Source organism: Ruegeria sp. HKCCA0235A, from assembly GCF_013033235.1.
Taxonomy (GTDB): domain Bacteria; phylum Pseudomonadota; class Alphaproteobacteria; order Rhodobacterales; family Rhodobacteraceae; genus Ruegeria.
The window spans coordinates 291009-316098 of the sequence record NZ_WQDQ01000003.1; the positions used below are offsets into that span (position 1 = coordinate 291009).

Below are 25090 nucleotides of genomic sequence, written 5' to 3' on the forward strand. Positions count from 1 at the left end.
CTCCCTGAATTAGTCGGTTACCGTGAACGCATCTTTGAAGCCAAGGTCTTTCACGTCCTTTTGAAAGGCTTTGCGCACGGCCCGGGTTGTGGCGGGGCCGACCAGCACGCGCCAGACTGTACTATTCGCTGTTTTCAGTTCCCGAACAACTGTGGGCAATCCGTTGCGACGCACCTTTTGGGCTGCTGACTTGGCGTTTGCCTCAACGCTGAAGGTTCCAATCTGAACATACGGTTTGCTCAAAGGTGTCGCCGACGTTGTGGCAGCTGCGACAGGCGTGGCGTCTGACGCATCAATAGCTGCTGCGGCCCCCTCTACCGGGTCCAGCGGTGTTTCGGTGATCGCGGCGGGGTCTTTCTTTTGCCACCATTTCCGCTTGGCAGGTTGCTCGGCAGGGGGCGCGACCGGTGCATCCGACAAAGAGGGCGACGCCACGGCCGCAGCGGCTTCGGCGGCTACGTCTGCGCTTTCGGTTGCTGTGTCTGCCGCGGCCACGGCCGTTCCCGCAGCCGCCGCGGCGGGGGCTTTCTTCTGCCACCATTTCCGCTTGGCAGGTTTTTCCGCAGGTGCTTCGACCTGATCGTCCGCTGATGTGGCAGTCTCGGCATCTTCGCTTGCGGGCTCGACGTCTTCAGCCGTTTCATCGGATGAACTGGCCGCACCGGCTGCAACCGCAGTCGTACCAGTCGCGGCGGCGGCTGGTTCCTTTTTCTGCCACCACTTCCGTTTGACCGGTTTTTCCGGCTCTGCGGACGCTTGCGTGTCGGAAGCTCCATCAGCAACCGCAGCCGTGGTTTCGGCGGCTGATTCTTCTGCTTCTGGCGCATCCTCCGACGACGGTTCTTCCAGCTTCTCCCGGCGCAGTGCGACGACACTGACTTTTGTCGGCGCACCCGCGAGCATTCCCAGCTCTTTCGCGGCAGCGGACGAGACCTGAAGCGCAGGCCCGGGCAAATTGCGCTCGCGCCGGAACAGGGCGCCGGTCACCGATTTGTTGTTGGACGTGTTTTTGATCACGACACGTTCAGGTTGGGACGCATCCGGGTGCGCAACCCATATCCCGCCAAGAGAAGGCCGGCCATCCCAAAGCCCTGCTTCGGTTGTCTGAAAAACCTCAGGGGCCTCGACATCACGCTGAGAGCCGGAAGTCACCTCGGGTAGGAGTTCTGTTTTTCCCGAATTGTCTTCCGGTTTTTCAGTCGATTCAGAAGTTGACAAAACTTCTTCGCATCCGGCCAGTATCGTCAAAGTCAACGCCAGATACGCCAGCCGTTTAGGCCCCGGGCGTGTCTCGATCGCTCGCTTCATCTGCTTTTCCCTTGCCTGAAGGGGTTTCGTTTTCCGAACCCCACTGCCGATCTGCTAGTTCTGTGTGCCAGCCTGTTGCGGTCTTTCGTACGGATCATAACGTGGCTGAAGTGTCATGGAAAGACCGCTGCATGGGCTTCGGCAAGATTTCCCGATTTCGACTTGCCTCTGCGCGAACTTCGCCTTAGACCCTGCTTTCGACGGGGAGGTGGCAGAGTGGTCGAATGCGGCGGTCTTGAAAACCGTTGGGCGTGAGAGCGTCCCCAGGGTTCGAATCCCTGTCTCCCCGCCACTCATACCCGTTTCACTTCAGTTGTGTTTTCTGATCCGGAATTGAGGCGCAATTCCAGCGATTTGACGCATGCGCTATCCATCAGAGGCGAAGCAGACCGTGCCCTCGGCGCACGAGACAGGCCCCGGGCTCATTGTCGCGTTTTGGCAGGGTCGCTTTGGGTGGGACTTGTTGACAGCCTGATCATTCCGTCCGGTGCAAGCCATGGGTGTGTTTGCCTTACTGCCGGAGAGTTGATCGATTGTTTCACGCCCAGGCGGGACAACTTTCTGTAGGGCGTATGCCACACGCTCCTGCACCTTTGGCGGGGAACGTCCTGACGGCTTGTGGCAGGAGGGTATTCTGTTTTCGGTGCAACGGGCAGGGCGGGGACCATTTCATTGCGCCAGAAGTTGGATCAACCAATGGTGACGTCGCAGCTCAGGTCAGGAATTGCGTATCTCGCGGGCCGAACCGATGCCAAGGATCAGGTCGGCGCATCGTTCACCCAGCATCATGGCAGGTGCGTTTGTGTTGCCGGCGTTGATGTCCGGCACGGCGGACATGTCGCACACCCGCAAGCTCTCGATCCCGCGCACGCGCATTCTGGCGTCCAACACGGCCATTCCGTCGCCGTCCCGGCCCATTTTCGCGGTGCCCGCCGGGTGATAGTTGGTTTTTACGAACCGCTTGCAATGTGCTCGCAGCGTCTGATCGTCATCCGCTGTTGGAATGACGATTTCGCGGATCCTTCGCGCAAGCGGGCCGGACGTGAATGCCCGGCGAAAGAACCGCTGCCCCCGGATCATCTCCTGCATGTCGTCTTCATGCTTCAGAAGGTTGGGCGAGACCACCGGCATGGCGTGAGGATCGGCCGAGCGAAGCCGAACCTCTCCGCGTGATTTCGGTTTGACCACCACGGTCGTAACGGTCAGGCCAAAGTCATCCTGCACCTCGTCCAGCGCGTCGCGATCCAGATAGACGATGGGCACGCAAAAGGCCTGAATGGTCGGTTTTCCGTCGGGATTCGACGGATTGACAAAGGCGCCGGCTTCGACCCCGGCGGAAGTCACCGGGCCGCTGCCGAACAGTTTGAACTGGATGCCGTTGCGCAGCATCCGCCAGCCCTCACCTTGTTTGAAATATCCGTAAGGACCATTGGCAAAGGCGGTGATGGGAACTTCGGGGTGGTCGATTAGGTTCTGTCCGACCCCGGGCAATGGGCAGATGACGGGAATACCGTGTTCTGCAAGTTGTGCATCCGGTCCGATACCTGACAGCATTAGGATTTTCGGCGTGACCAAAGCGCCCGCAGCAAGGACAACCTCACCATCGCACCGGACGATGTTTGCTCCGCGTTTGTCCCGGTACTGCACCCCGACCGCCCTGTCGTTCTCAATGATGACTTTGCTGACCGTTGCGCCAAGTCGGATGGTCAAGTTCGGGTTCATCTCTAGAGGGGCGAGGAAAGCATAGGCCGACGAGCTGCGCTTTCCAGCGCGATTGGTGAACTGATAGAACCCGACACCACGCTGCGTTGCGCCGTTGAAGTCCGTGTTGAATGGTTCGCCAAGGGCCTGAACCGACTGGACGAACCAACGGGACATGTCATCGATATGCCCTGGATCCGAAACCTGCACCGGACCATCGCTGCCATGCAGGTCATTGTGAAGCCTGTTATTGTCTTCCATCCTGCGGAAATAGGGCAGTACATCGTCCCATCCCCAGCCGACCCCGTCATTGGTCTGTCGTAGCAGGTCGTCCCACGCGTCATAATCAGAAGGGCGACCACGCATATAGACCTGCGCATTAACGGAAGACCCGCCGCCCAACACATTGGCCTGCGGAATGTCATGCACACGACCGTCCAGATGGTCTTGCGGTTCAGTTTTGTGATAGGTCATGAACTTTGACCCGTTGATCATCTTGAAGATGCCCGGCGGCATGTCCAGCAACGGATGGCGATGCGAATGACCGGCCTCTAACACCAGAACCCTGCACTTGCCCTGGTTGACCAGTCGCGCCGCGGCTGCGGCGCCGGCAGAGCCGCCGCCGATGACGATGTGATCAAAGGTTTCCGTCATGATTTCGCCTTCAGGTCCGGCGTTTGGGTTCGCTGATCGAGTCGCGCTCGACCAGTTCGCATTCAAGCTTCACGAGAGGGTGCCGCTGACCATCAGTTGGTCCGTGGAACAGTTGTTCGACGACCCAGCGTCCCATCGCCCGAGTAGGAAGGATCATCGAGGTCAGGGGCGGCGACAGGTGTCGCGCGGTTTCATCATCGTCAAATCCTATGACCGAAATGTCCTCGGGGATGGACAGGCCAAGTTCCTTGAGCGCTTCATAGCAGCCAATCGCCATGCGGTCATTTTGGCAGAAAATGGCGGTTGGCGGAGAGTGCAGGTCCATCAATTCCCGCGTGGCAGCATAGCCTGCGCTGGGCAGCCAGTTGCCTTCGATGACCAAGTCTTCGTCAAATGGAATGTCGGCAGAAGCCAAGGCGTTTCTATACCCGGTCGTTCGTCCTGCGGCGCATTCCATGAACGGCTCGCCGGTGATGGTGGCGATTCGCTTGTGCCCAGCCTTGATCAGGGCGTTGGTCGCCGTATGTCCAGCAGCGACTTCGCCGGGGATCACCGCAGGAAAAGAGAGGTCGTCACAAAAACAGTTCAGCAGCAGAACCGGGGTAGCGGTCTGCCTGAGGATTTCCGGAACAACCACCCGCCGGGTGAAAACAGTTGCGTAAATGATGCCCGCAACCTGTCGGTCGAGGAAATATCTAAGCGTTCTGGGCTCGACCTCGGGGTCGTTTTGGGTTTCTGCCAGCAATACAAGATTTCCGGTGTCCCGAACGGCCTGTTTCACGCCATTGAACGCGTTTACCATTTCGGGGCTCGACGCCAGATCATCCACGACAAAAGCGATGGTTCCGTCCAACGCCGCGGGCCGGCGCGCGCTGTCCTGGGGTTTCCTGAGTTGAGAGGGCATGGCGTATCCAAGCGTGTTGGCGGCATCCAGGACTCGTTGCTTGGTGTCCTCGGAGATTTTGACGGAATCGTTTTTGTTGAGGACCAGCGATACTGTCGTCTGCGAGCATCCGGCGACGCGTGCAATGTCGTGCATCGTTACGCGCTGCCGGCCCGCGACTCGTCCCACACCCCTGTGCTGCCCGGCTTTGTTCGCTTGATTGTTCATCGCTCAACCTTTTTGTTCGCATCCTTTTTATCGACTATGCAGAAGGTGCGCAACTAATATTAGTGACTAATAATTAATATTAGTGTTGACGAAATAATATTATTAGTGTTTTGATCGACGGTGCGGTCGCCACTGTGGTTTGGCCGAGCAAGCGCGGGAGGCGAAATTGCGATCTGTAGTGGGGGAGTTGGGTCAAGTCATTCGCCATTCGATGTTTGTCGATGGTCGCTTTGCCGACTTTGACGCGGGCACGGTTGATGTCGAGAACCCTGCAAATGAAGAGATTGTTGCGCAAGTTCCAGATGGCACTGCCGCTCATGCGGATGCAGCGGTCGAGGCGGCTCGCCGCGCTTTTGGCGCGTGGTGTTCGCGCCCGGCGATCGAGCGGGCGCGATTGGTTCTGAAGCTCGCCGAGGCTATCCGGGCCGACGCCGGTCGTCTGGCAGCTCTGATCACGGCCGAGCAGGGCAAGCCGATCTCGCAAGCCCGAGGTGAAGTAGATGCCGCCGTCACTTTTCTTTGCCATGCAGCTGAAGAGGCCCGGAGGATTTCGGGTGACATAGTGGCATCGGACAACAAGTCCGAGGAAATTCAGATCCGGCGTCATCCTTACGGCGTTGTTGTTGCGTTGACGGCCTGGAACTACCCCTTGGCATTGGCCGCCAGGAAGGTCGGACCCGCGCTGGTCGCGGGCAACACCGTTGTTCTGTTGGGGCACGAAATCACGCCGTTGTCCGGTCTTGCAGTCGCCGAGCTTGCCGACAAGGTCGGGTTTCCGCCCGGTGTTCTGAATGTTCTGACGGGGAAGGGGCCGGTGGTGGGGCAGCGGCTGGTCGAACACCCCGATACGTCACTGATCACGATGACCGGCAGCACACGCGCCGGGAAAGAGATATTTCGCGCCGCGGCCGACCGAATCAAGGTCGTCCGGCTCGAGCTTGGCGGTAAGGCTCCGTTCATAGTGATGGAGGATGCGGACATTGATGCCGCAGTCTCAGCCGCCATTGGCGCCCGGTTTGCCAATTGCGGCCAGATTTGCACCTGCAACGAGCGGATGTATCTGCATCACGACATTGCGGATCAGTTCCTTGAAAAATTCGTGTCCGCAGCCTGCGCTTTGTCGATCGGGGATCCCATGGAGGACTGCGATCTGGGTCCCAAAGTCAGCAAAGTCGAGGTGACCAAGGTCGCAAAAATCATCCAACGCAGCATCGCCGAAGGTGCCACGGTCCATCTCGAAGGTGGGCCCTTGACGGACGGCGCGCATCGCAAGGGGCACTGGATGTCCCCGACCGTTCTCGAGGTCTCCGACAACGGCAATGCCGCGATGCAAGAGGAGGTCTTTGGTCCCGTCGCGACAGCCATGCGAGTCGAGGATTTTGATCAGGCGATAAGTTTTGCGAATGACACTTCATTCGGGCTGTCTGCCTATCTCTTTACGGCATCGCACCGCCGATTGATGGAGGCCCCGAGCAGTTTGAAGTTCGGCGAATTGTACCTGAACCGATCGAATGGCGAAGCCGTACAGGGATTTCACACCGGTTGGGGGCTGTCCGGTGTTGGGGGCGAAGACGGCGCTTATGGCTTCGATGGCTATCTGAGGAAACAGACGACTTACATGAATTGGGCATGACCTGAAAACTCGCGGTCAAAACGGAGGCGACCGCACCAATGGAGGAGGAATAACCATGAAACGCAGAACTCTTTTGATCTCGACTGTTGTCGCGGGTGCGCTCTTGGGCACTACGGCGATGGCGCAGGATCTGCCGCCGCTTGAGCAGAAGGATCGCTACAAGGTCGGCTTTGCGCAGATGGAGTCGAACAACCCGTGGCGCATTGCCGAGACGAAATCGTTCCATGACACGGCCGAGGCCTGCGGCTGGGATCTGATCGCGACGGATGCGGCTGGATCTGCTGCCAAGCAGGTTGCGGATGTGGACAGCATGATCGCACAAGGTATCGACGTTCTGTTCCTGCCCCCGCGGGAAGAAAAGCCGCTGATCCCGGCCGTTATGAAGGCCCGTGCCGCCGGCATTCCGACCTTTCTGGTGGACCGCTCGGTTGATCCAGCCGTCGCCAAGCCAGGCGAACATTTCGTGGCATTTCTTGGATCGGACTTCATTGATCAGGGCAACCGGGCAGCGCAATGGCTGATGGAAAATTTCGAGGGCGACAAAGGCATCATCGTCCAGTTGGAAGGCACGACAGGGTCCTCGCCTGCAAATGACCGCAAAAAGGGTTTCGACGACGCGATTGCAGCGGATGACCGCTTTGAGATCGTGGCCTCTCAGACCGGTGATTTTGCGCGCGACCTGGGGCGTCAGGTGATGGAAACCCTGCTTCAGGCGCATCCCGACGTGAACGTGGTTTACGCCCATAATGACGAGATGGCGATCGGCGCGATTCAGGCCTTGGAACTGGCTGGGCGAAAGCCCGGCGAGGACGTGACCATCGTTTCGATCGACGGGACACGCGACGCGCTTCAGGCCATTATCGATGGCAAGATGGGGGTAACGGTGGAAAGCTCGCCCTTCTTTGGCCCATTGGCCTGTGAAGTCATGAAGAAATACGCGGCTGGCGAGACGATCCCGGAATGGGTGAAGGTCGAAGATCGCATCTTTACCAAGGACAACGCGGCCGATCACATCGACGAAGCCTATTGATTCTCCCTGGTGGGTGGTGCTGGCCTGTGGTCGGCGCCGCCTGCAAGCAATCGGAGGAAGACATCTCATGAATGCGCTCGTCTCGATGTCGGGAATTGAAAAGTCCTTTGCCGGTGTACCGGCACTCAGCCAGGCCAGCCTTGAGATCGCACCTGGCGAGGTTCATGCGCTGATCGGCCAGAACGGTGCGGGTAAATCGACGATGATCAAGGTTCTGACCGGAGTGTACGACCGGGATGTCGGTGACGTCCATCTGGCCGGTTTGCCAAGCCGCATTTCCACCCCGCGCGAAGCGCAGGAATCCGGAATTGCTACGATCTATCAAGAGCTCAACCTTGTGCCTCTGCGGTCAGTGACCGAGAACATCATCATGGGGTACGAGCCCAAACGTCTCGGCTTTCTGGTCGACTGGCGCGAGGGCAACAGGCGCGCACGCGAGGTTCTTGCGCGCTTTGGCATAAAAATCGACGTGACCGAGCCGCTGGGAAATTTCTCGACAGCGATCCAGCAGTTGGTTGCGATTGCGCGGGCCGTTTCGCTGGACGCGAAACTGGTCATCATGGACGAACCAACGTCTTCACTGGATGCCAGCGAAGTCGAAGTTCTGTTCGGTGTGGTGCGCGAGTTAAAGAAACAGGGCGTTTCCGTCCTGTATGTCTCGCATTTCCTCGATGAGCTGTTCCAGATCTGCGATCGGGTCACAACGATGCGAGACGGGCGTACCGTCAGCACGCGCAACGTCCGGGACACGACCAAACTGGAAATGATCGCGGACATGCTGGGCCGCAACAAGGACGAGATCGCGGCAGACGGTCTGACGGATTTTGCGGGCGCAAAGGCCAAGAAAGGCGATATCGTTTTGCGGGCCGACTCTGTTTCGACAGGCCCGCGGCTGACGCATTTTGACCTCACGCTCCACCGTGGGGAGATCGTTGGGCTGGGCGGGTTGCTGGGCTCGGGTCGGACCGAGGCCGCGCGCGCTTTGTTCGGTGTGGACGGGGCACGCAGCGGCGTAATCGAGCTGCACGGTGCGGTAGGGCAACCGTCCGGTCCGGGTGACGCAATCGCAAACGGGGTTGGCTTTCTGACCGAAGATCGCAAGGCCGAAGGGATCATTCCAGACATGTCCGTGCGCGAGAACATGACGCTGGCCCTGCTGCCGAAACTGGCCAGCCGTGGTCAGATCGACTTTGCCCGCGAGCGCGAGATCGTTCAGGCGTTCATCGACGATCTGGGCATCAAGGCAGCGCATATGGATCAGCCCATTCGCGAGTTGTCCGGCGGCAACCAGCAAAAGGTGTTGCTTGCCCGCTGGCTGGCGACGCAGCCCGACATCTTGATACTGGACGAGCCGACCCGAGGCGTGGATGTCGGCGCCAAGCGAGAGATCCAGTCGTTCATTCGGTCTTATGTCGAAAAGGGGTTCGGCGTTGTCCTCATCAGTTCGGAGTTCGAAGAACTGGTGGAAGGCGCCGACCGCATCGTTGTCATGCACGAGGGGCGCTCGGTCAAGGAACTGACAAACCCCGGGATTACCGAGAACATACTGGTGCGCGCGCTTGCGCATCATGAAGAAGGAACTGGTTCATGGACCGCGCAATGAAGTTGCCGCAACGGGTTGCATCGATGCCCTTCCGCTTTCACGGCGGCATCGCCGCGTTGGTCGCCCTGCTGGTGTTCAACGCGTTTTTCACCCCCAATTTCCTGCAACTGCAAACTTTGTTCGTAAATATTAGCCAGGTTGCCACGATCGCCATCGTGGCCATGGGTATGACGCTGGTCATCGCCACGGGTGGGATTGATCTGTCGGTTGGCGCGGTCATGGCTCTGGCGGGGGCGTTGGCCCCGCTGATATTTCTGTCGGATCTGGGGACCGCGAATCCAATGCTCGGCGTCACTTTGGCCATAATCCTGCCGCTGTTCATCGCGGGGCTATGCGGGGTGTTCAACGGAGTGATGGTTGCCATATTGAACGTTCAGCCCATTGTGGCAACGCTCATTCTCTTCATCTCTGGTCGCGGTATTGCCCAGGTTTTGACGAACGGGAACCTACAGACATTTTCAAACCCTTCATTCAGTTATCTTGGAACCGGAAAAGTGCTTGGCTTGCCGTTTCAAGGCTGGCTGGCGCTGGCCATTGCCTGTGTGCTGTTCTGGGTGATCACCAGAACCACATGGGGCCGTTACCTGCTGGCAATAGGCGGCAATGAACGCGCGGCTTATCTGTCGGGTGGTCCCGTCCGGCGGGTCAAGATCGGGGCCTATGTCATCTGCGCGGTGCTTGCGGGCCTGGCGGGTCTTATCGTGGTTGCGATCAACTCGGCCTCGGACGCTGCGCGCAACGGCAATCTGATGGAACTTGATGCCATCGCGGCCGCGGTTGTCGGCGGGGCGCTTTTGCAAGGCGGCCGGGCGCCGATCTTTGGCGCCATTCTGGGAGCCGTGATCATCCAGTTGGTCAAATATACGTTGCTGGCCAACGGGGTAGAGGACGAAGTTGCGCTAATAGCCAAGGCCGTCATCATTATCCTGGCCGTTTGGGTCCAGCAGTTCCGGAGGGCTTGATCGATGTTGGATGAAACAGCTTTTGACCTGCGAAAGTACCTTCGGCGCAATTCTGCCTCGGTGACGGTTTGGATCGCACTTCTGGCTTTGATCCTGTTCGGGCTGATGCGATATGACAACTTTGGCAGCGCCTACAACTTCTCGTCTTTCCTGAATTACAACGCGATGTTCATCGCGATTGCGCTTGGCATGTGTTTTGTGATCATGACCGGCGGGATTGATCTGTCGGTCGGATCCGTGGCGGCCTTTACCTCGGTTGTTGCGGCCTATCTCAGCCCATACGGGATTCAGGTTGCGCTGCCGGGGGCCGTACTTGCCGGGGTGAGCTTCGGAGCGATCAACGCCTTTTGCATTATCATCCTTCGGATTCCGCCCTTCATCGCCACTCTGGCGACGATGCTTGCCGCAAAAGGCGGCGCATTGGTGATTTCGGGCGCCCAGACAATTTCAGTCGATTGGGGGTCGAACTTTACTAAGCTTGGCATGGGGCAGGCGTTCGGCCTGTTTCCATGGGCAATCGTCATCGTGGCCGGACTGACGCTGGCACTTTGGCTGGTGCTGGAAAGAACAACCATCGGGCGGACCGTGTTGGCGATCGGGGGCAGCGAGGATGCCTCGAACCTCATGGGCCTGAAAGTCAACCGGGCCAAGGCTTTCGTTTACCTTCTATCGGGTGGCTGTGCTGGGCTGGCTGGCGTCTTTCTGGCCTCGGGCTTTGGAGCCGGACAACCCCTTGAGGGCGTCGGATGGGAATTGTCGGCCATCGCATCCGTCGTTGTGGGCGGCACTCTGTTGACGGGTGGAATGGGGTCGATCCCCGCGACGGTGGCCGGCGCGCTGCTGCTGGGGCTGGTCTTCAACGTTCTGAACTTTGAAAACGGTCAGGGGACCATTAGTTTCAGCGCCTATTGGCAGATGGTCATACGTGGAGGCTTTCTTTTTGCGGTCATCCTTTTACAGTCTCGGGTTATTGCCAGGCAGCAGAAGGTCTTGGGTTCGTGAATCGCATAGAAAGTGTTTCAGCGCGGCTGTTCAACGTCCCGCTCGCCGAAGTCCTGGTTGATGCCAAACATGGGGATCACACGTTCTTTCAATTGATCACCGTCACCATTCAAACGTCGGATGGGGTTGAGGGGGTTGGGTACACCTATACGGGCGGCAAGGGCGGTCATGCCATTCTGGCGATGATCCAGCATGACCTTGCGCCGTTCCTGGTTGGACAAGACGCCGAACAGATCGAAAGCCTGTACGATGCCATGCAATGGCATGTGCACTACGTTGCACGGGGCGGGATCGCCTCGTTCGCCATCTCGGCCGTGGATATTGCCCTTTGGGACATTCGTGGCAGAACGCAGAATGCACCACTGTGGCAAATGGCTGGTGGAGCGTCCAAACGGTGCAAGGCCTACGCCGGCGGGATCGACCTGAATTTCTCGTTGGAGAAACTGCTGCGGCAGACCGAAGGCTACCTTGCGCGTGGGTTCAACGCGGTCAAGATCAAGGTCGGCCAACCGGATCTGGCCGATGATCTGGCGCGCGCCCGGGCGGTGCGCGAGATGCTGGGACCGGACCGGTTCTTCATGGTCGATGCGAATTACTCCATGAGCGTCGAACAGGCCATCGAGGCCGCCCGAGGGTTCGCCGACTGCGATATCCTGTGGTTCGAGGAACCGACTATTCCAGACGACTACAAAGGCTATGGCCGAATTGCCGAAGCCACGGGCGTTCCCCTTGCCATGGGTGAAAACCTGCACACCATTCACGAATTCGAGTACGCCTTTGATGACGCGAAGCTGAGTTTCATCCAGCCCGATGCCTCAAATTGCGGCGGGATCACCGGCTGGTTGCGCGTGGCCGCGCTGAGCGCTCAGCATGGCATTCCGGTTTGCAGCCATGGCATGCAGGAATTGCACGTCAGCCTCGTTTCGGCGCAACCCAACGCGGGGTGGCTGGAAGTACACTCATTCCCGATAGACCAGTACACGACCCGTCCGCTTGTCGTGGAAGACTGCCTGGCCGTGGCCCCGGATACGCCGGGGACCGGAGTGGAATTCGACTGGGACAAACTGAATGCGGAACACAGGGAGATGCATACATGACGACCCAGACGATCTCTGCGGCGTACTACAGGGGCAACAAGAGCTTTGCCGTGGAACAGGCCCAGGCGACGGCTCCGGGCCCCGGCGAGGCCGCCATTCGCGTTGCGTTTTGCGGGATTTGCGGGACGGATATGCATGTCTACCACGGCAACATGGATGCCCGTGTCGGCCTGAACCGTGTGATTGGGCATGAGATGTCAGGTGTCGTCGAAGCGGTGGGCGAGGGCGTCGATACGGTCCAACCCGGCCGGAAGGTCGTTGTCCGACCGCTTGATCACTGCGGAGAATGCCCAGCTTGCAAGCGGGGGCATCAGCATATCTGTCAGAATCTCAAGTTTCTCGGCCTCGACACCGATGGCGCGATGCAAGAGATCTGGACTGTTCCGGCCCACACGTTGCACGTTCTGCCGGATGACTTGCGCATGGATCACGCGGCGCTGATCGAGCCGGTCGCCGTTGCCTGCCACGATGTGCGGCTGTCTGGCCTGCAACTTGGCGAGGACGTTGTCGTCATCGGCGGCGGCCCGATCGGTATACTGGTTGCCATGGTCGCGCGGGACGCGGGTGGCAATGTCGTGATCTCCGAAGTGAATCCGAACCGTCTGGCGATTGCTGAAAAGCTTGGTTTTGACACGATCAACCCAATCGAAACCGATCTGGTGACGACGATCAACGCGCGCACGGGCGACAAAGGGGCGGATGTGGTTTTCGAGGTATCGGGAACGCAGCCCGGTGTTGATGCGATGACCGCCGTTGCCGCGACGCGGGCCCGGATCGTGATGGTCGCGATCCATGCCCAAAAGCCCCAGATCGACCTGTTCCAATTCTTCTGGCGAGAGCTGCAACTGATCGGTGCTCGGGTCTATGAGCCGGAGGATTACGAGAAAGCCATCGCAGTTGTCGCCTCGGGCGGAGTGGACGCGGATGTTGTGATTACCGACGTCAGTCCTCTGTCAGACATTCAGGCTGCGTTCGAAGCACTGGATCGCAGCCCAACCGCAATGAAAAGCCTGATCGAAGTAGGACCGCGTTCATGAGTGTTTTGCAAAGTTTCGACCTGACGGGAAAGACTGCGCTTGTGACCGGATGCAAACGCGGCATCGGGCGCGGCATGGCCGAGGCATTGGCATCGGCTGGAGCAGACATCATCGGAGTGTCCGCCTCGCTCGAGCTGTCCGGCTCGGAGGTCGAAAAAGCCGTCACCGCGATGGGGCGCAATTTCCGGGCTTACCAATGCGACTTCTCGGACCGCTCTGCACTGCATGGGTTTATTGATCAGTTAAGAGCCGATGGACAAACCCCTGATATCCTTGTCAATAATGCCGGTACGATCAAACGCAAGCCTGCCGCCGAACACCCGGACGACTGGTGGGACGAAGTGATTGAGGTCAACTTGTCCTCGCAGTTCGTTCTGTCCCGAGAGATCGGCAAGGACATGCTGGCGCGCGGCTCAGGCAAGATCATCTTCACCGCCTCGCTGCTGACGTTTCAGGGCGGCATCACCGTGCCCGGATATGCGGCGTCGAAAGGCGGGATTGGACAGCTGACCAAGGCCTTGGCCAATGAATGGGCCGGGCAGGGTGTGAACGTGAATGCGATCGCCCCCGGCTACATCGCGACCGACAATACTCAAGCCCTGCAGGACGATCCGGTCCGATCAAAGTCGATTCTGGAACGAACACCCCAAGGCCGTTGGGGTACGCCTGGTGATTTCGCCGGACCTGTAGTCTTTTTGGCTTCTGCAGCGTCGGACTACGTCAACGGTGAAATCCTTGTTGTCGACGGGGGCTGGATGGGGCGGTAGCACCGTCAACCCTCCATGGGACCCAAGGCATCAATCCCCGATGTAGTGCACCTTCAATCGGCGGGTTTTAGGTGCCTCGCGATGTTCGAACAGGTACAGGCTTTGCACGCGGCCCAGCGGAAGCTGCCCCTGTTCGACCGGGATCGATACCTGAGTTTGTGTCAACAGCGCCCGCAGATGCGACGGGGCGTTGTCGTCTTCGGTCGGGCGGTGGTGATACTTGCCTGGTGACTTGGGTACGAGTTTCTCGAAGAACGTCTCGATATCCTTGACCACTTCGGGATCGGCATTGGCTTGCACCAACAGCGCGGCACCTGTGTGGACGCACCAAAGGGTCAGCAGGCCCGAGACAAGCTCATGTTCGGACACCGCACGCTGAACAATTCCGCTGATGTCGGTGAGGGATTTGCCGGGCGTTTCAATGGACAGGTCAAAAAACTCTTGTTTCATCCGGCAAGCCCTTCCTTTGATCCCGCGCGAACGCGCCCAGTCTCACACACCCCATTTCGCGTTCAGCTGCGGGGTTCAAAATTCTGATTTGTAACGCATATTGACTGTGAGTCATGCAAACAGGCTTTTGAACCTGCCCACACACAGGCGAAAACCATCTTCGAAATTTCCGTTGCCGGGGTGATAAACACTCTCGAAGGAAATGACGCCATCATAGCCGTCGGACCTGAGCGCGCCCGCGATGGGTTGGAACAGAGGCGCAAGCTGACCTTCCCCCATGCGGCGCACTTCCAGCGTTGCCCGCGGTGTGTCGACCTTTACGTCCTTGATGTGAATGTGACCCAGATAACCACCGCGCAACTCTTCATAACCGTCCGGATATGCCAGTTCATGGCACCAGCAGTTGTTTCCGGGGTCCCACAGCACCTTCAAAGCATCTTTTGCGTCCAACTCGTCAATCAGCTTGCGGGCTGTATAGTTGGAGTTGACTAGGGTGCCGTTTCCGGTTTCTACGACTAACGTCACGCCCTCGGCCCTTGCCAGTTCAACCGCTGGCGCGATTAACGGAGGCATCGAGTCCCATACCCCATGTGCTACGTTCCACTTTTCGGCGCCGTTTTTTCCCCAGAGTATCTGCTCTTTTCGTTGGGTCATGATCCGAACCAGCGGAGACCCAACAACATGCGCCATGTCGATTACGCGTTTCAAGGCGTCCATGTGCCCGGTGTGCAGGTCGTCACCGGGCCTGTTTGCAGCTGTCATCCCGGCAAAGATATGGCGCGACAGACAGGACACAGGCTTGCCCCGGTCACGCAAGAGCGCGTCGATCTCGGCAATTTGCTGCGGGGAATGGTCCCCAACCTCCGTATCACCAACGAACTGAAGCTCTGCATATTCCAGACCGAATTCGTCCATCACGTCAACGGCATGCCGCAAATCGCGGGAAATGCCGTCGCAAATCACACCTAGTTTCATGTTCAGCCTCCTCAGCGATGCAATTCTGCGCCAACGATCTCTTCGATGACGCGGGTACACACCCAATTGTCGCCGTTCGGGTATTTGGTTTTTCCGGCGTGAAAGATCTGCATTGCGGACGAGGCTGTATGCATCGGAACGCCCAACGTACCGGCCAGTGCCAGAGAGATCGTCAGGTCCTTGTGCATGGTTGCGATGTGGCTGCCGGTAGCCTCGAACTTGCGATCAATGATGTTTTCAAGGGCGGTATTCACCACACCGCACCCCGCGCTGGAGGATGAGAACACGTCAACCAATGCTTGACCGCTGACACCGGCTTTGGCCGCCAGGGCCGCAGCCTCGAATGTGGCGGAAAAGATCGATCCGATAAGGGATTGCAGGCAGGCTTTCACGGTTTGGCCGTCGCCGGCGTTTTCTCCGACCCGATGAATGGTTGCTGACACTGCCTGCATGACTTCGGCGTTTCGGTCCAGCACATCCGCTGCGGCGGCAGCCATCATCGTCAATGTGCCGTTTTGCGCGCCGGGAAACCCACCCGAGACCGGCGTGTCGATCAGATGAATGCCCGAGCCCTCCATGTCTTGCCCGATAGCGCGGGCTTCGGCCGGGGTAATGGTCGCCGACAGGATGACCGTTCCGCCTTTGGGCATATTCGCAACCAGTCCGTCTTCACCCAGAATGACATCGCGTGCCTGATCTCCGTTCATCACCATGACAAATACGCTGTCGGCGTGACGACCAACCTTTCCAACGCTGTTCTTGGGCAGGCCGCCCATGTCGGCAAATGCCGTCATGCGTGTCTCGCTCAGGTCGAAACCTGATGTTTCAAAGCCATTCTTGATCAGGTTCTTGGCAAGGCCGCTGCCCATGTCGCCAAGACCGATTACGCCTGCAGTTTTCATTTGGAGTCCTCCCGTTTTTCCGCCATTTCCGTATGGCAGACGTTTCGAAAAATGATGCCCAATCGCATCGGTTTTCGCGGGAGTTTCACGCGTCTTGAACAGACGTCGGGCGAGTCCGGAAGACACCCCGCTGCCCGTTTACGTGCCGTAAGTAAACGAAGAATGCGGCGTTCAGGCAAGCAAAGAAGTGTTCCGGGCGGGAAGAAACCGCCTGACCGGACGCGTTATGAGAACGCGGCCATAATGCCGCGCAGTTCCGCCAGCCCGCGCATACGCCCGATCAGCGGATAGCCCGGAGTGCTGTGTCCGCCCAGATCGCTCAGCAGTTCTTGTCCGTGGTCAGGCCGCATCGGAATTTGCCAGTCGCTGCGTCCTTGGGATTTGCGGCGGCGTTGTTCGTTCATCAGCTCGCGAATGGTGCCGACCATGTCGGTGTCGCCCTCCAGATGCGGAGCCTCATAGAAATCCGGCTTCTGTCTGTCCGACCCCGCAATGCGTCGGGTGTTTCGCAAGTGAACAAAGTGAATCCGGTCGCCATGCCGGCGCACGAAATCCGGCCCATCGAATTCCGGGGAAACACCCAGAGACCCGGTACACAACGTTGCGCCATTCGACGGTATGTCAACGGCATCCAAAACGGCGCCGTAGTCATCGGAGCTGGACATGATCCGCGGCAGGCCAAGCAACGAGAATGGCGGGTCATCAGGATGGCAGCACAAGCGCAGCCCCAGTTCTTGGGCGAATGGGGCGACCTCGGACAGGAAGTCGACAAGGTTTGCGCGCAACCGGTCACGGTCGATATGCGCATATGTCTGCAACAAAGCGCGCACGTCCTGCACGCTCCACTGATCGTTGGCGCCGGGCAATCCCGCAGTGACATTGTGCTGCAAATGGGCTTTGGATTCATCCGACATGTGCAAGAAGCGATCCTTGGCCGTTTGCTGGACGGCGCTGGAATAGTCTTCGGACGCGCCCGGACGTTCGAGAATATGTATGTCAAATACAGCAAAGTCGGTCAGGTCGAACAGCATGGCCGTTCCGCCATGCGGCTGCGGGGCGCGAAGGGCGGTGCGCGTCCAATCCAGGATCGGCATGAAGTTGTAGCAAACGGCTTTGACGCCACGGGCGGACAGGGCCCGGAGGCTGGATTTGTACGCCTTCAGATGCTCGGCCATGTCCGCCGACTGCGTCTTGATCGCCTCGGAGACGGGTAGGCTTTCGACAACGTCCCAACTGTACCCGGCAGCGGCCAGAACGGCTTGCCGGTCGGCTATGCTTGGTTCGTCCCAGGGCTGTCCCGGAGGGATGTGATGCAGCGCGGTGACGATGCCCTGAACCCCGACCTGATGGAGATCGGCCAGGGCGATCGGATCATCGGGTCCGAACCAACGCCAACATTGTTTCATGGCAGCCATCCTTCATACAGCGGGTGATCGGGCCTGATGGGAAGGGCAACGCGATGCCCGCTGCGCGCCGCGTGATAAATCGCCGTCACAAGGCCGATGGACGCAGCGCCATCCTTCAGCGTAACGGCCGAATTTGCCTCGGACCGCAGCGCCTTGCCGATTTCAGTAAAGAACCCTTCGAACCCCGTTGGTTCGGCAGCGGCGGCTGCAAGGGCCTCGTCGATAGCGGATTGATCCACAGGGTCCCGCGCGACGAATGTCCAGGGCGTTTGACCCGGGGCATAGGGTTCGGTGCCAGAAGTGGCGGTCAGTTTTTCAAAGACGAACCGCAGGCGGGTTTCGTCCGTGGCTGCGCCCAAGGTGATATTGCTTGTGCACAAGGCTCCGGACGTCATGCCGAAGCAGATCGCGGCGCAGTCTTCGGTCTCGATCGGGTTGACCCGCGTTGTGGTCATCGCAGACACCCAGGCGATATCACCCGCGATATGAGTCAGCAGATCATGGTTGTGGATGGCATGGCCCAGAACCGCGCCGCCGCGTTCACCGGCCCATGTTCCCCGCCACGGTACCGCGTAATAGTCCGCCCCTCGGGACCAATGGGTTTCAAGCGCGGCAGTTTGGACCGCTCCGGTCAGGCCTGCGCGTTGCAGGTGGCGCAATTGGGCCAGTGACGGGCCCCACCGGTATTGAAAAACCGGAAACACCTCCTTGCCCGCGTCGCGTGCGGCTGCCGTGATCCGATCCACATCCCGCATCGAGGTCGCAAGAGGCTTTTCGCAGACAACGTGTTTTCGTGCGGCCAGTGCTGCAAGGGTAGTCGGTACATGCAGGTGGGGCGGCAGGCAGATGTCGATGACATCAATCGTCGGATCATCCAGTGCGTCCTGAATATTGGTCAGTGCTCGAAAATCCGAGTTCTGCCGGATCTGTTCGATCCGGTCCTTATTCTGGTCGACCACGGCGGTTACCCGGAAAGTACGGTCAAGCCGTTCCAGTGCGCTCAGATGTTGCGCGCCGATACCTGCGCCAAGGATCGCAACGTTGATCATCTGCGTTCCGCCATTTCCTGCGCGTACAGTGCCAGTTCCATGACCGTAAAGCAGTGGGTCTGCGACATCGCAGTTTCGGTCCGGTTGCGGATGTCATCGGCCAGTCGCGCGAAGTAGGGAAGGCCGGCGTCGGATGCGTCGATCTTTTGGCAGGTTTCACCATTGACGAGGATCAGATGATCTGTCCCCGGGACTCCGCCCACATCGACGTATTTCCGCAACTCGATATATCCTTCCGTGCCCAGGATCGTCAGGCGACCATCCCCCCAGTTCGGCAAGGCATCCGGCGTGAACCAGTCAACCCTGATGTACCCGGTGCCATTCTCGCTGCGCAGATTGACCTCGCCGAAATCCTGCAGTCCGGGATCTTGAGGGTTTGCACAGTTCGCCACATAGGCGTTCGTGATTTCTGCGGTTTTCGAACCTGTGTAGTGCAGGAACTGATCAATCTGATGAGAGGCGATGTCGGTCAGAATGCCGCCATAGTGGTCACGCTGAAAAAACCATTCTGGCCGGGTCGCTCGGTTCAATCGGTGTGGGCCAAGCCCGACCGTCTGGATCACGCGCCCGATGGCACCGGCCTCGAGCAGCTCGGTCGCCCGGGTGCTGACGGGCGTTTCGAACCGTTCGGAGAAGTTCACCGACCAGATGCGACCGGTGTCCGCGACCGTTTGCTTGATTTGCTCGAGTTGTTCGAACGTCGTGCAGCCAGGCTTGTCGCTCATGACATCCATGCCGTTTTGCATGGCGCGGATCGTCAACGCGGCCCTATCTGCCGGTATTGCCGAAATCAGCGCGAGATCCGCCCCGCAGGTCAGGGCGTCTTCCAGTCGGGCCAGCCGCGGAATATCGGGAAACCTTTTGACGTAGCCCACCAGCGTTTCCGGATCGCCTTGTGTCCAATAGCCAACGCAGTCCACGCCGATTTTGCGCATGTTTTCCGTCATGCCATAGATATGGCGGTGGTCCAGGCCAAGGGCGACGCAGGTCAGGCTCATGAGATGACTCGTGTTTTCTGGCCGGTTCGATTGGCGATCTGCATCGCGTCTATGACGGCGTGTGTCAAAAGGGCACTGTGTCCGGTGGCCATGGGCAGCATTCCACTGGAAACGGCCTTGGCAAAATCCTCGATGACCGTCTGATGCCACGCATGCGTGAACGCCATGGGATCGGCCCCTCCGCCTGTGGCGGCGGTTTCGCCAATGGTGGATTTCTGACCGTCGAAAGTGGTCAGGGTCAGGACACCTGACTCCAGATGCGCCTTGGCGCGCGTGCCCTGGATGGTGATTGATTCAGCGGCCCCGGGGAATTCGGCGGTGGTTGCCATCAACGTGCCCACCGCGCCGTTCCCCATTTCAAAGATGGCACCTGCCCAATCCTCGGCCTCGAGATCGTGTAGTGGAGTTTTCCTCATCACGGCCTGAATGTCCGAGATCGGCCCCAGCATCCACATCGCTAAGTCAAGCGTGTGGATTGCCTGCGAGATCATGACGCCGCCACCGTCGCGTGCATAAGTGCCGCGACCCGGTTCGTCATAGTAGCTTTGATCGCGCCACCAGGGGACACGGATCTCGACCGTGGCGATCGCGCCCAACTCGTCCTGTTCGATGGCTGATTTCAGCGCCTGCGAGGCGGCGCGGGCGCGGTGCTGAAAGACGATGCCCAGCGGCACGCCAGACATCTCGCACTGATCGACAATGGCTGTCGCGGCGTCCAGCGTTCTTTCGATGGGTTTTTCCATCAGGATCGGTTTCGAAGCGGTCGAAAGAACCCGCACCAACTCTGTGCGCTGATCGGGCGGGGTTGCGATGATCGCAAAGTCAACGTTTGGGTCGTTTGCAATTTCCTCGACCGAGCCGAATGCGCGGGTATCGTTTCGCCGCGCGAACTCAGCTGTTTTTTCAGGGTTGCGCCCGAGGACGCCGGCAAGACTGAGGCCTTGTTCCGACGCCCGAATGGCGGCGACATGCGTGCCAGAAACCATCCCCAAACCAATCAGCGCAATATTCATTCAATCCCCCGGATCACTCGGTCAGTCTGCGGGTTCGAACGGGAAAGATGCAACCATTAAAAACTGTGTTAACAATTGCGGGCGGCAGTATCGGAGGCAGAATTGACTGGTAATTTGAATGGGATGGCAGAAGACCTGTATCTGGGCATCAAAGACCTGCCGATCGTGTCTCCGCATGGTCACTGCGATCCGGGTTGGTTTGCAACCGATGCGCCGTTTCCCAACCCGGCAGAGCTGTTGGTGGTTCCCGACCATTACGTGTTCCGTATGCTCTATTCGCAGGGCGTTCCCTTGTCAGAACTCGGTGTTGGGGAAGAGGGGCGAAAGAAGGATCCTCGCGCCGTGTTCCGCGCCTTTGCCGAGCACTGGCATCTGTTTCTGGGAACGCCATCCCGGATCTGGATGAACTACGTGCTGCATGAAACGCTGGGCGTGTCTGACGAGTTGTCTTCGCGCACGGCTGATCTGATCTATGAAAAGATCTCAGAAAAGCTCGCGCAACCCGAATTTCGCCCGAGGGCTTTGTTCGACAGGTTTGGGATCGAGGTTCTGGCCACCACGGATTCCGCTCTCGACGGCCTCGTGGAGCATCAGGAGATCCGTGCAAGCGGTTGGGGCGGGCGGGTTGTTCCGACGTTCCGCCCAGACGGGGTTTTGGATGGGGCGGATCCGGAGTTCGTACAGAACCTGAACAAGTTGGCTGAACTGACAGGTTGCGATCTGGGCAGCTATGATGGCTATCTCGATGCGCTGCGGATGCGGCGGGCTTATTTCATCCAGCTGGGCTGTACAGCCACCGACCACGGTATCGAACGCGTGCAGACCGAGTGGCTGGAAGATCCGGATGCGATGTACCAGCGGCTGAGACGGAGGGAAGGGACCGAACAGGATGCTCGCCGGTTCTATGGGCATATGCTGATCGAAATGGCACAGATGTCTGTCGATGATGGTCTTACCATGCAGATACATGCTGGGAGCAAGCGCAACACGAACCCCGCTGTAATGCGGGACTTCGGACGGGATAAGGGGGCCGACATTCCAATAGCGATGGACTGGGTCACGGGCCTTGAGGCACTGTTGAACCGGGTCGGAAACACGGCGGAACTGCGCATCATTCTGTTTACACTGGACGAAAGCACCTATGCCCGTGAACTGGCCCCGATGGCGGGACATTGGCCATGCCTTCGGATAGGGCCGCCTTGGTGGTTCCATGACAGCCCAGCCGGGATTGCGCGGTATTTCGATCAGGTTGTTGAAACGGCCGGATATTTCAATTTGGCCGGATTCAATGACGACACGCGAGCCTTTCTGTCCATTCCTGCACGACACGACCTTTGGCGGCGGGGAGTGGCGATTCATCTGGCCGAGCAGGTTGCGCGCGGTTGCTTCAGTCGGGACAGTGCCGAGCATCTTGCGCGGTTGCTGGCGGTTGATCTGGCGAAACAGGTTTACGGGTTGCAAAGCTAGATGGGTACAATTCTTCACTTCGGCCTTGGAAATTTTGCCCGGGCGCATTTGCTGGACTACACCGATCAAGAGGGCGGATGGGACGTTGTCGGCGTCAGCCTGCGTTCATCCTCGGTTCGGGATGGATTGGCCCGTCAGGGTTTCGAGTACGACCTGTGCGTACAGGGGCAGGGAGTCCGGCGCATCAAGGCCCTGCGGGACGTTCTGGTCGCGCCCGAGGATCGTGCAGCGGTTTTCGACGCGATGGCGGATGCCGAGATTATCTCGGCGACCGTGACCGAGAAAGGTTATCATTTGGATGCCGCGGGCAAGCTGAACCTTCAGGAATCGGCGATTGCCGCCGATCTGGCGGGGCAAGGGCCTGCGACGCTGATCGGGTTTCTGGCTTTTGGCCTTGCGGAACGGCGCAAGCCAGTGACGGTGCTGAGTTGCGACAACCGCATGGAAAACGGAAAAACGCTCGAGATGGCCGTTTCCGATTTTGCGAATGCAGCCGGTCTGGACGTCAATTGGGATGCCGTTCGTTTTCCCAACGCGATGGTCGACCGGATCACCCCAGCCACTACGGACGCCGTTCGCGCAATCAGCGGCGATCCGATGGCCGTTCCGACCGAAGCGTTCTCGGAGTGGGTGATCGAAGACAATTTCGCCGGTCCGCACCCGGATTGGCCGGGCGTGCAACTGGTCGATGATGTGGCACCGCACGAGATGCGAAAGCTGCGCATGTTGAACGGTGCCCATTCACTGTTGGCTTATGCAGGTTTGGAGCGGGGCCTGACCTACGTTCACGAAGCGGTTCGAGACCCGGTTTTGCGCCCGCTGGTTTCCGGGTTGATGAAGGATGCGGGCGCAACGCTGCCCGCTGCGCTGCAAGCGCAGGTCATGGACTATGCCGAGGCTCTGTTGCGCCGGTTTGAAAACCCCGAGCTGGCGCACCGTTTGGACCAAATAGCGATGGATGGCAGCCAAAAGCTGCCCTATCGGTTTATTCCCACACTCCGTGAAACCGGGTCTCAGGCGGTGATCACGGGGGTGCGGGCCTGGATTTCCTATTGCACGTCCGAGACCGCCAAGGGCAGGGCGCTGAACGATCCTTGCGCGTCGGAAATCGCTTTGGCTGCCAAGCAGCCAGATCCGCTAGTGCCGCTTTTGCGTCTTGTCGGCGCCGAAGACCTCGCGCCACTTATCCGGGAATGATGGCGCCGCGGAACTGAACAACGGTGGATGCCAGATTGTGTCCAGCCATCAGGGCCTCGGCCTGTGATTTCCCGGTCAGCAAGGCCGCGAGGTACCCACCGTTGAAACTGTCGCCCGCTGCTGTGGTATCCAGTACGCTCTTGGCAGGTTCATAGGTTTGTTCAATGTTCTGACCGATGGACAGAGGACCGTTCTCTCCGCGTTTCAACGCACCGATGCCGTGATGGACGGCAAAGCGTGCTGCCACCTGATCCGCGCTTTCCCCGAACAGTGCCATCTCGTCGTCGATGGATGGCAGGGCAATGTCAGCACGCCGCCAAAGCCGCTGGTTGATCTGCCGGGCGTGTTCAACGCTGTCCCAAAGACGCGGACGAAAGTTGCTGTCATAGACCAACCGGACGGAAGAGCCTTCGAGCCAGTCCAGAAGTGCAAGCCGAACCGCATGCGGAAGAATGGCCACGGAAATACCTGACAAGTAGAGCACGTCGTAACCATTTAGCGGGCTGAAATTGTGATCGGCAAAAAGCTGACGGGCGGCCGCCTCACTGCGCCAATAGGTAAAGCTGCGTTCACCGTCCGCGGATGTAGTGATTGCGTATAATCCAGGAGAGGCGTTCGGAATGATGCGGATGCCGGATGTCCCGATGCGATGGCTGTCGATGAAGTCCGCGATGCGCCCCGAAAACGGGTCGTCACCCAGACATGTCACATATTCCACCTGCAGGTCAGGCGCTGCGCGGCGCATGTAGATGGCTGTGTTCAGCGTATCCCCCGCGACGCCTACCTGTGCGCCGGTTTCCAGCATGGACAATTCGATCATTGCTTCGCCGATGCAGGCAATTCGCGTCATTTCTTTTCTCTTTTCCAGATGATGAGCCCGGCGACCATGATCAGCGCAGCTCCTGCCAACGTGAATGCATCCGGTACCGAGTTAAAGAACAGATAGCCCCAAATCGCAACATAGACTAGGAACGAATAGGTGAATGGCATCAACTGGTTGGCCGTTCCGAACCGATGCGCGTTCGTCAGCAGTTGATGCCCGCCCCAGCCAAAGACGCCAAGGCCGATCAGGACAATCAGGCTCCAGGTGTTTTCCGGCTGGACCCAGAACCAGAGGGCGAAGGGCAACAGAACCACAGTCCCGGTAAGCCCGAGGTAGAATTGCATGGTGTCCACGGCAACAACTCCGGACAGCCTGCGCGTCATGATCGAGTACAGGGCCAACGCGGTGGCATTGTAGACGATCAGAAACATGGTTGGATGAAAGGCCGAACCAAACGGCCGCACGACAACCAACACCCCCAAAAAGCCCAGGATGATGGCCGCCCAACGCCATGGGCCCACGCTTTCTTTCAATACAAAGACGGACAGAAAACACACGATGACAGGGCTGGAAAACATGATTGCCGATACGACGGTCAGAGGCAAAAACCGCAGGGCATAGAAGTTGAAAACGGTCGCCGAGATCAGCAGTAATGCCCGGCTAATGACCTGCCATGGATGGTCGGTCTTGAACCGGCCAGCCTCGATCCCGCCCTTGGCGATCACGCCCACTGAGATCACGAAGTGCCCTGCATAGCGCATGAACGCCAACTGAAATGCCGGCACGCCGGCCAACGCCAACCATTTGGCCCCTAGGTCCACCAGCGAAAAGAACAGCCACGCCGTCAGCATCAGCACGATGCCAAGGCGCGGCAGATCCGCAGTGGGGTTGGCGGTTACGGCCAT

General features: G+C 58.9%; 22 protein-coding genes and 1 tRNA gene. 11 read left to right on the forward strand and 12 right to left on the reverse strand.

Annotated elements, in window-relative coordinates; all coding sequences use genetic code 11:
• Positions 1-9: 9 nt before the first annotated feature.
• A complete protein-coding gene (locus tag GOW56_RS22075; protein WP_171205480.1) occupies positions 10-1308 on the reverse strand; it encodes an SPOR domain-containing protein in 1299 nt (432 codons plus the stop codon).
• Positions 1309-1510: 202 nt separating this feature from the next.
• Here GOW56_RS22075 and GOW56_RS07530 point away from each other — a divergent pair.
• Positions 1511-1600 (forward strand) — tRNA-Ser (locus GOW56_RS07530).
• A gap of 425 nt (positions 1601-2025) precedes the next feature.
• On the opposite strand, the gene GOW56_RS07535 is transcribed toward GOW56_RS07530, so the two are convergent.
• Together GOW56_RS07535 and GOW56_RS07540 are read right to left on the reverse strand one after the other, a co-directional pair.
• Entirely contained in the window at positions 2026-3663 is a 1638-nt protein-coding gene (locus GOW56_RS07535; protein WP_171205481.1) for a GMC family oxidoreductase, read from the reverse strand.
• A gap of 10 nt (positions 3664-3673) precedes the next feature.
• On the reverse strand, positions 3674-4774 hold the full coding sequence (locus GOW56_RS07540; protein ID WP_254447170.1) for a LacI family DNA-binding transcriptional regulator: 1101 nt from the start codon (positions 4772-4774) through the stop codon (positions 3674-3676).
• Between the two features lie 166 nt (positions 4775-4940).
• Here GOW56_RS07540 and GOW56_RS07545 point away from each other — a divergent pair, with 166 nt between their 5' ends.
• The 8 genes from GOW56_RS07545 to GOW56_RS07580 all read left to right on the forward strand — a co-directional run bounded on the left by GOW56_RS07545 (position 4941) and on the right by GOW56_RS07580 (position 13905).
• Positions 4941-6407, forward strand: a complete 1467-nt coding sequence (locus tag GOW56_RS07545; RefSeq protein ID WP_217358800.1) for an aldehyde dehydrogenase family protein — start codon at positions 4941-4943, stop codon at positions 6405-6407.
• Between the two features lie 55 nt (positions 6408-6462).
• Entirely contained in the window at positions 6463-7437 is a 975-nt protein-coding gene (locus tag GOW56_RS07550; RefSeq protein WP_093961695.1) for an ABC transporter substrate-binding protein, read from the forward strand.
• Between the two features lie 67 nt (positions 7438-7504).
• The gene (locus GOW56_RS07555; RefSeq protein WP_254447171.1) at positions 7505-9040 is read left to right on the forward strand and encodes a sugar ABC transporter ATP-binding protein; all 1536 of its coding nucleotides are present in this window, start codon (positions 7505-7507) and stop codon (positions 9038-9040) included.
• Positions 9025-10002 carry an ABC transporter permease gene (locus tag GOW56_RS07560; protein ID WP_171115099.1) on the forward strand — a complete coding sequence of 326 codons (978 nt, stop codon included), beginning with the start codon at positions 9025-9027 and terminating at the stop codon, positions 10000-10002. Before GOW56_RS07555 ends, GOW56_RS07560 begins: the two co-directional genes overlap by 16 nt.
• Positions 10003-10005: 3 nt before the next feature.
• Entirely contained in the window at positions 10006-11004 is a 999-nt protein-coding gene (locus tag GOW56_RS07565) for an ABC transporter permease (RefSeq protein WP_171205482.1), read from the forward strand.
• Positions 11001-12101: a mandelate racemase/muconate lactonizing enzyme family protein gene (locus tag GOW56_RS07570; protein ID WP_171205483.1), complete on the forward strand. Its 1101-nt coding sequence runs from the start codon at positions 11001-11003 to the stop codon at positions 12099-12101. Before GOW56_RS07565 ends, GOW56_RS07570 begins: the two co-directional genes overlap by 4 nt.
• Positions 12098-13138, forward strand: a complete 1041-nt coding sequence (locus GOW56_RS07575; RefSeq protein WP_171205484.1) for a zinc-binding dehydrogenase — start codon at positions 12098-12100, stop codon at positions 13136-13138. Before GOW56_RS07570 ends, GOW56_RS07575 begins: the two co-directional genes overlap by 4 nt.
• Complete coding sequence (locus GOW56_RS07580) at positions 13135-13905, forward strand: SDR family oxidoreductase (protein ID WP_171205485.1); 771 nt, start codon at positions 13135-13137, stop codon at positions 13903-13905. The genes GOW56_RS07575 and GOW56_RS07580 overlap by 4 nt, the downstream gene beginning before the upstream one ends.
• 30 nt (positions 13906-13935) lie before the next feature.
• Here GOW56_RS07580 and GOW56_RS07585 read toward each other — a convergent pair whose 3' ends face one another.
• From GOW56_RS07585 to GOW56_RS07615, 7 genes are all read right to left on the reverse strand, one after another.
• The gene (locus tag GOW56_RS07585) at positions 13936-14355 is read right to left on the reverse strand and encodes a secondary thiamine-phosphate synthase enzyme YjbQ (protein WP_171205486.1); all 420 of its coding nucleotides are present in this window, start codon (positions 14353-14355) and stop codon (positions 13936-13938) included.
• A gap of 111 nt (positions 14356-14466) precedes the next feature.
• The gene (locus GOW56_RS07590) at positions 14467-15330 is read right to left on the reverse strand and encodes a sugar phosphate isomerase/epimerase (RefSeq protein ID WP_171205487.1); all 864 of its coding nucleotides are present in this window, start codon (positions 15328-15330) and stop codon (positions 14467-14469) included.
• Positions 15331-15341: 11 nt separating this feature from the next.
• A complete protein-coding gene (locus GOW56_RS07595; protein WP_171205488.1) occupies positions 15342-16232 on the reverse strand; it encodes an NAD(P)-dependent oxidoreductase in 891 nt (296 codons plus the stop codon).
• 224 nt (positions 16233-16456) lie between these two features.
• Positions 16457-17638 (reverse strand): mannonate dehydratase, encoded by a 1182-nt coding sequence (uxuA, locus tag GOW56_RS07600; RefSeq protein ID WP_171205489.1) that lies wholly within the window; start codon positions 17636-17638, stop codon positions 16457-16459.
• Positions 17635-18687 (reverse strand): Gfo/Idh/MocA family protein, encoded by a 1053-nt coding sequence (locus GOW56_RS07605; RefSeq protein WP_171205490.1) that lies wholly within the window; start codon positions 18685-18687, stop codon positions 17635-17637. The genes uxuA and GOW56_RS07605 overlap by 4 nt, the downstream gene beginning before the upstream one ends.
• On the reverse strand, positions 18684-19685 hold the full coding sequence (locus GOW56_RS07610) for a Gfo/Idh/MocA family protein (protein WP_171205491.1): 1002 nt from the start codon (positions 19683-19685) through the stop codon (positions 18684-18686). The genes GOW56_RS07605 and GOW56_RS07610 overlap by 4 nt, the downstream gene beginning before the upstream one ends.
• Positions 19682-20698, reverse strand: a complete 1017-nt coding sequence (locus tag GOW56_RS07615) for a Gfo/Idh/MocA family protein (RefSeq protein ID WP_171205492.1) — start codon at positions 20696-20698, stop codon at positions 19682-19684. The genes GOW56_RS07610 and GOW56_RS07615 overlap by 4 nt, the downstream gene beginning before the upstream one ends.
• Before the next feature lie 123 nt (positions 20699-20821).
• Here GOW56_RS07615 and uxaC point away from each other — a divergent pair, with 123 nt between their 5' ends.
• A complete protein-coding gene (gene uxaC, locus GOW56_RS07620; RefSeq protein WP_171205553.1) occupies positions 20822-22165 on the forward strand; it encodes a glucuronate isomerase in 1344 nt (447 codons plus the stop codon).
• The gene (locus GOW56_RS07625) at positions 22166-23362 is read left to right on the forward strand and encodes a mannitol dehydrogenase family protein (protein WP_171205493.1); all 1197 of its coding nucleotides are present in this window, start codon (positions 22166-22168) and stop codon (positions 23360-23362) included.
• Here GOW56_RS07625 and GOW56_RS07630 read toward each other — a convergent pair.
• Together GOW56_RS07630 and GOW56_RS07635 are read right to left on the reverse strand one after the other, a co-directional pair.
• Positions 23349-24212: a sugar kinase gene (locus GOW56_RS07630; RefSeq protein WP_152458537.1), complete on the reverse strand. Its 864-nt coding sequence runs from the start codon at positions 24210-24212 to the stop codon at positions 23349-23351. The two genes, GOW56_RS07625 and GOW56_RS07630, sit on opposite strands and share 14 nt — an antisense overlap.
• On the reverse strand, positions 24209-25090 hold the full coding sequence (locus GOW56_RS07635) for a DMT family transporter (RefSeq protein ID WP_171205494.1): 882 nt from the start codon (positions 25088-25090) through the stop codon (positions 24209-24211). The genes GOW56_RS07630 and GOW56_RS07635 overlap by 4 nt, the downstream gene beginning before the upstream one ends.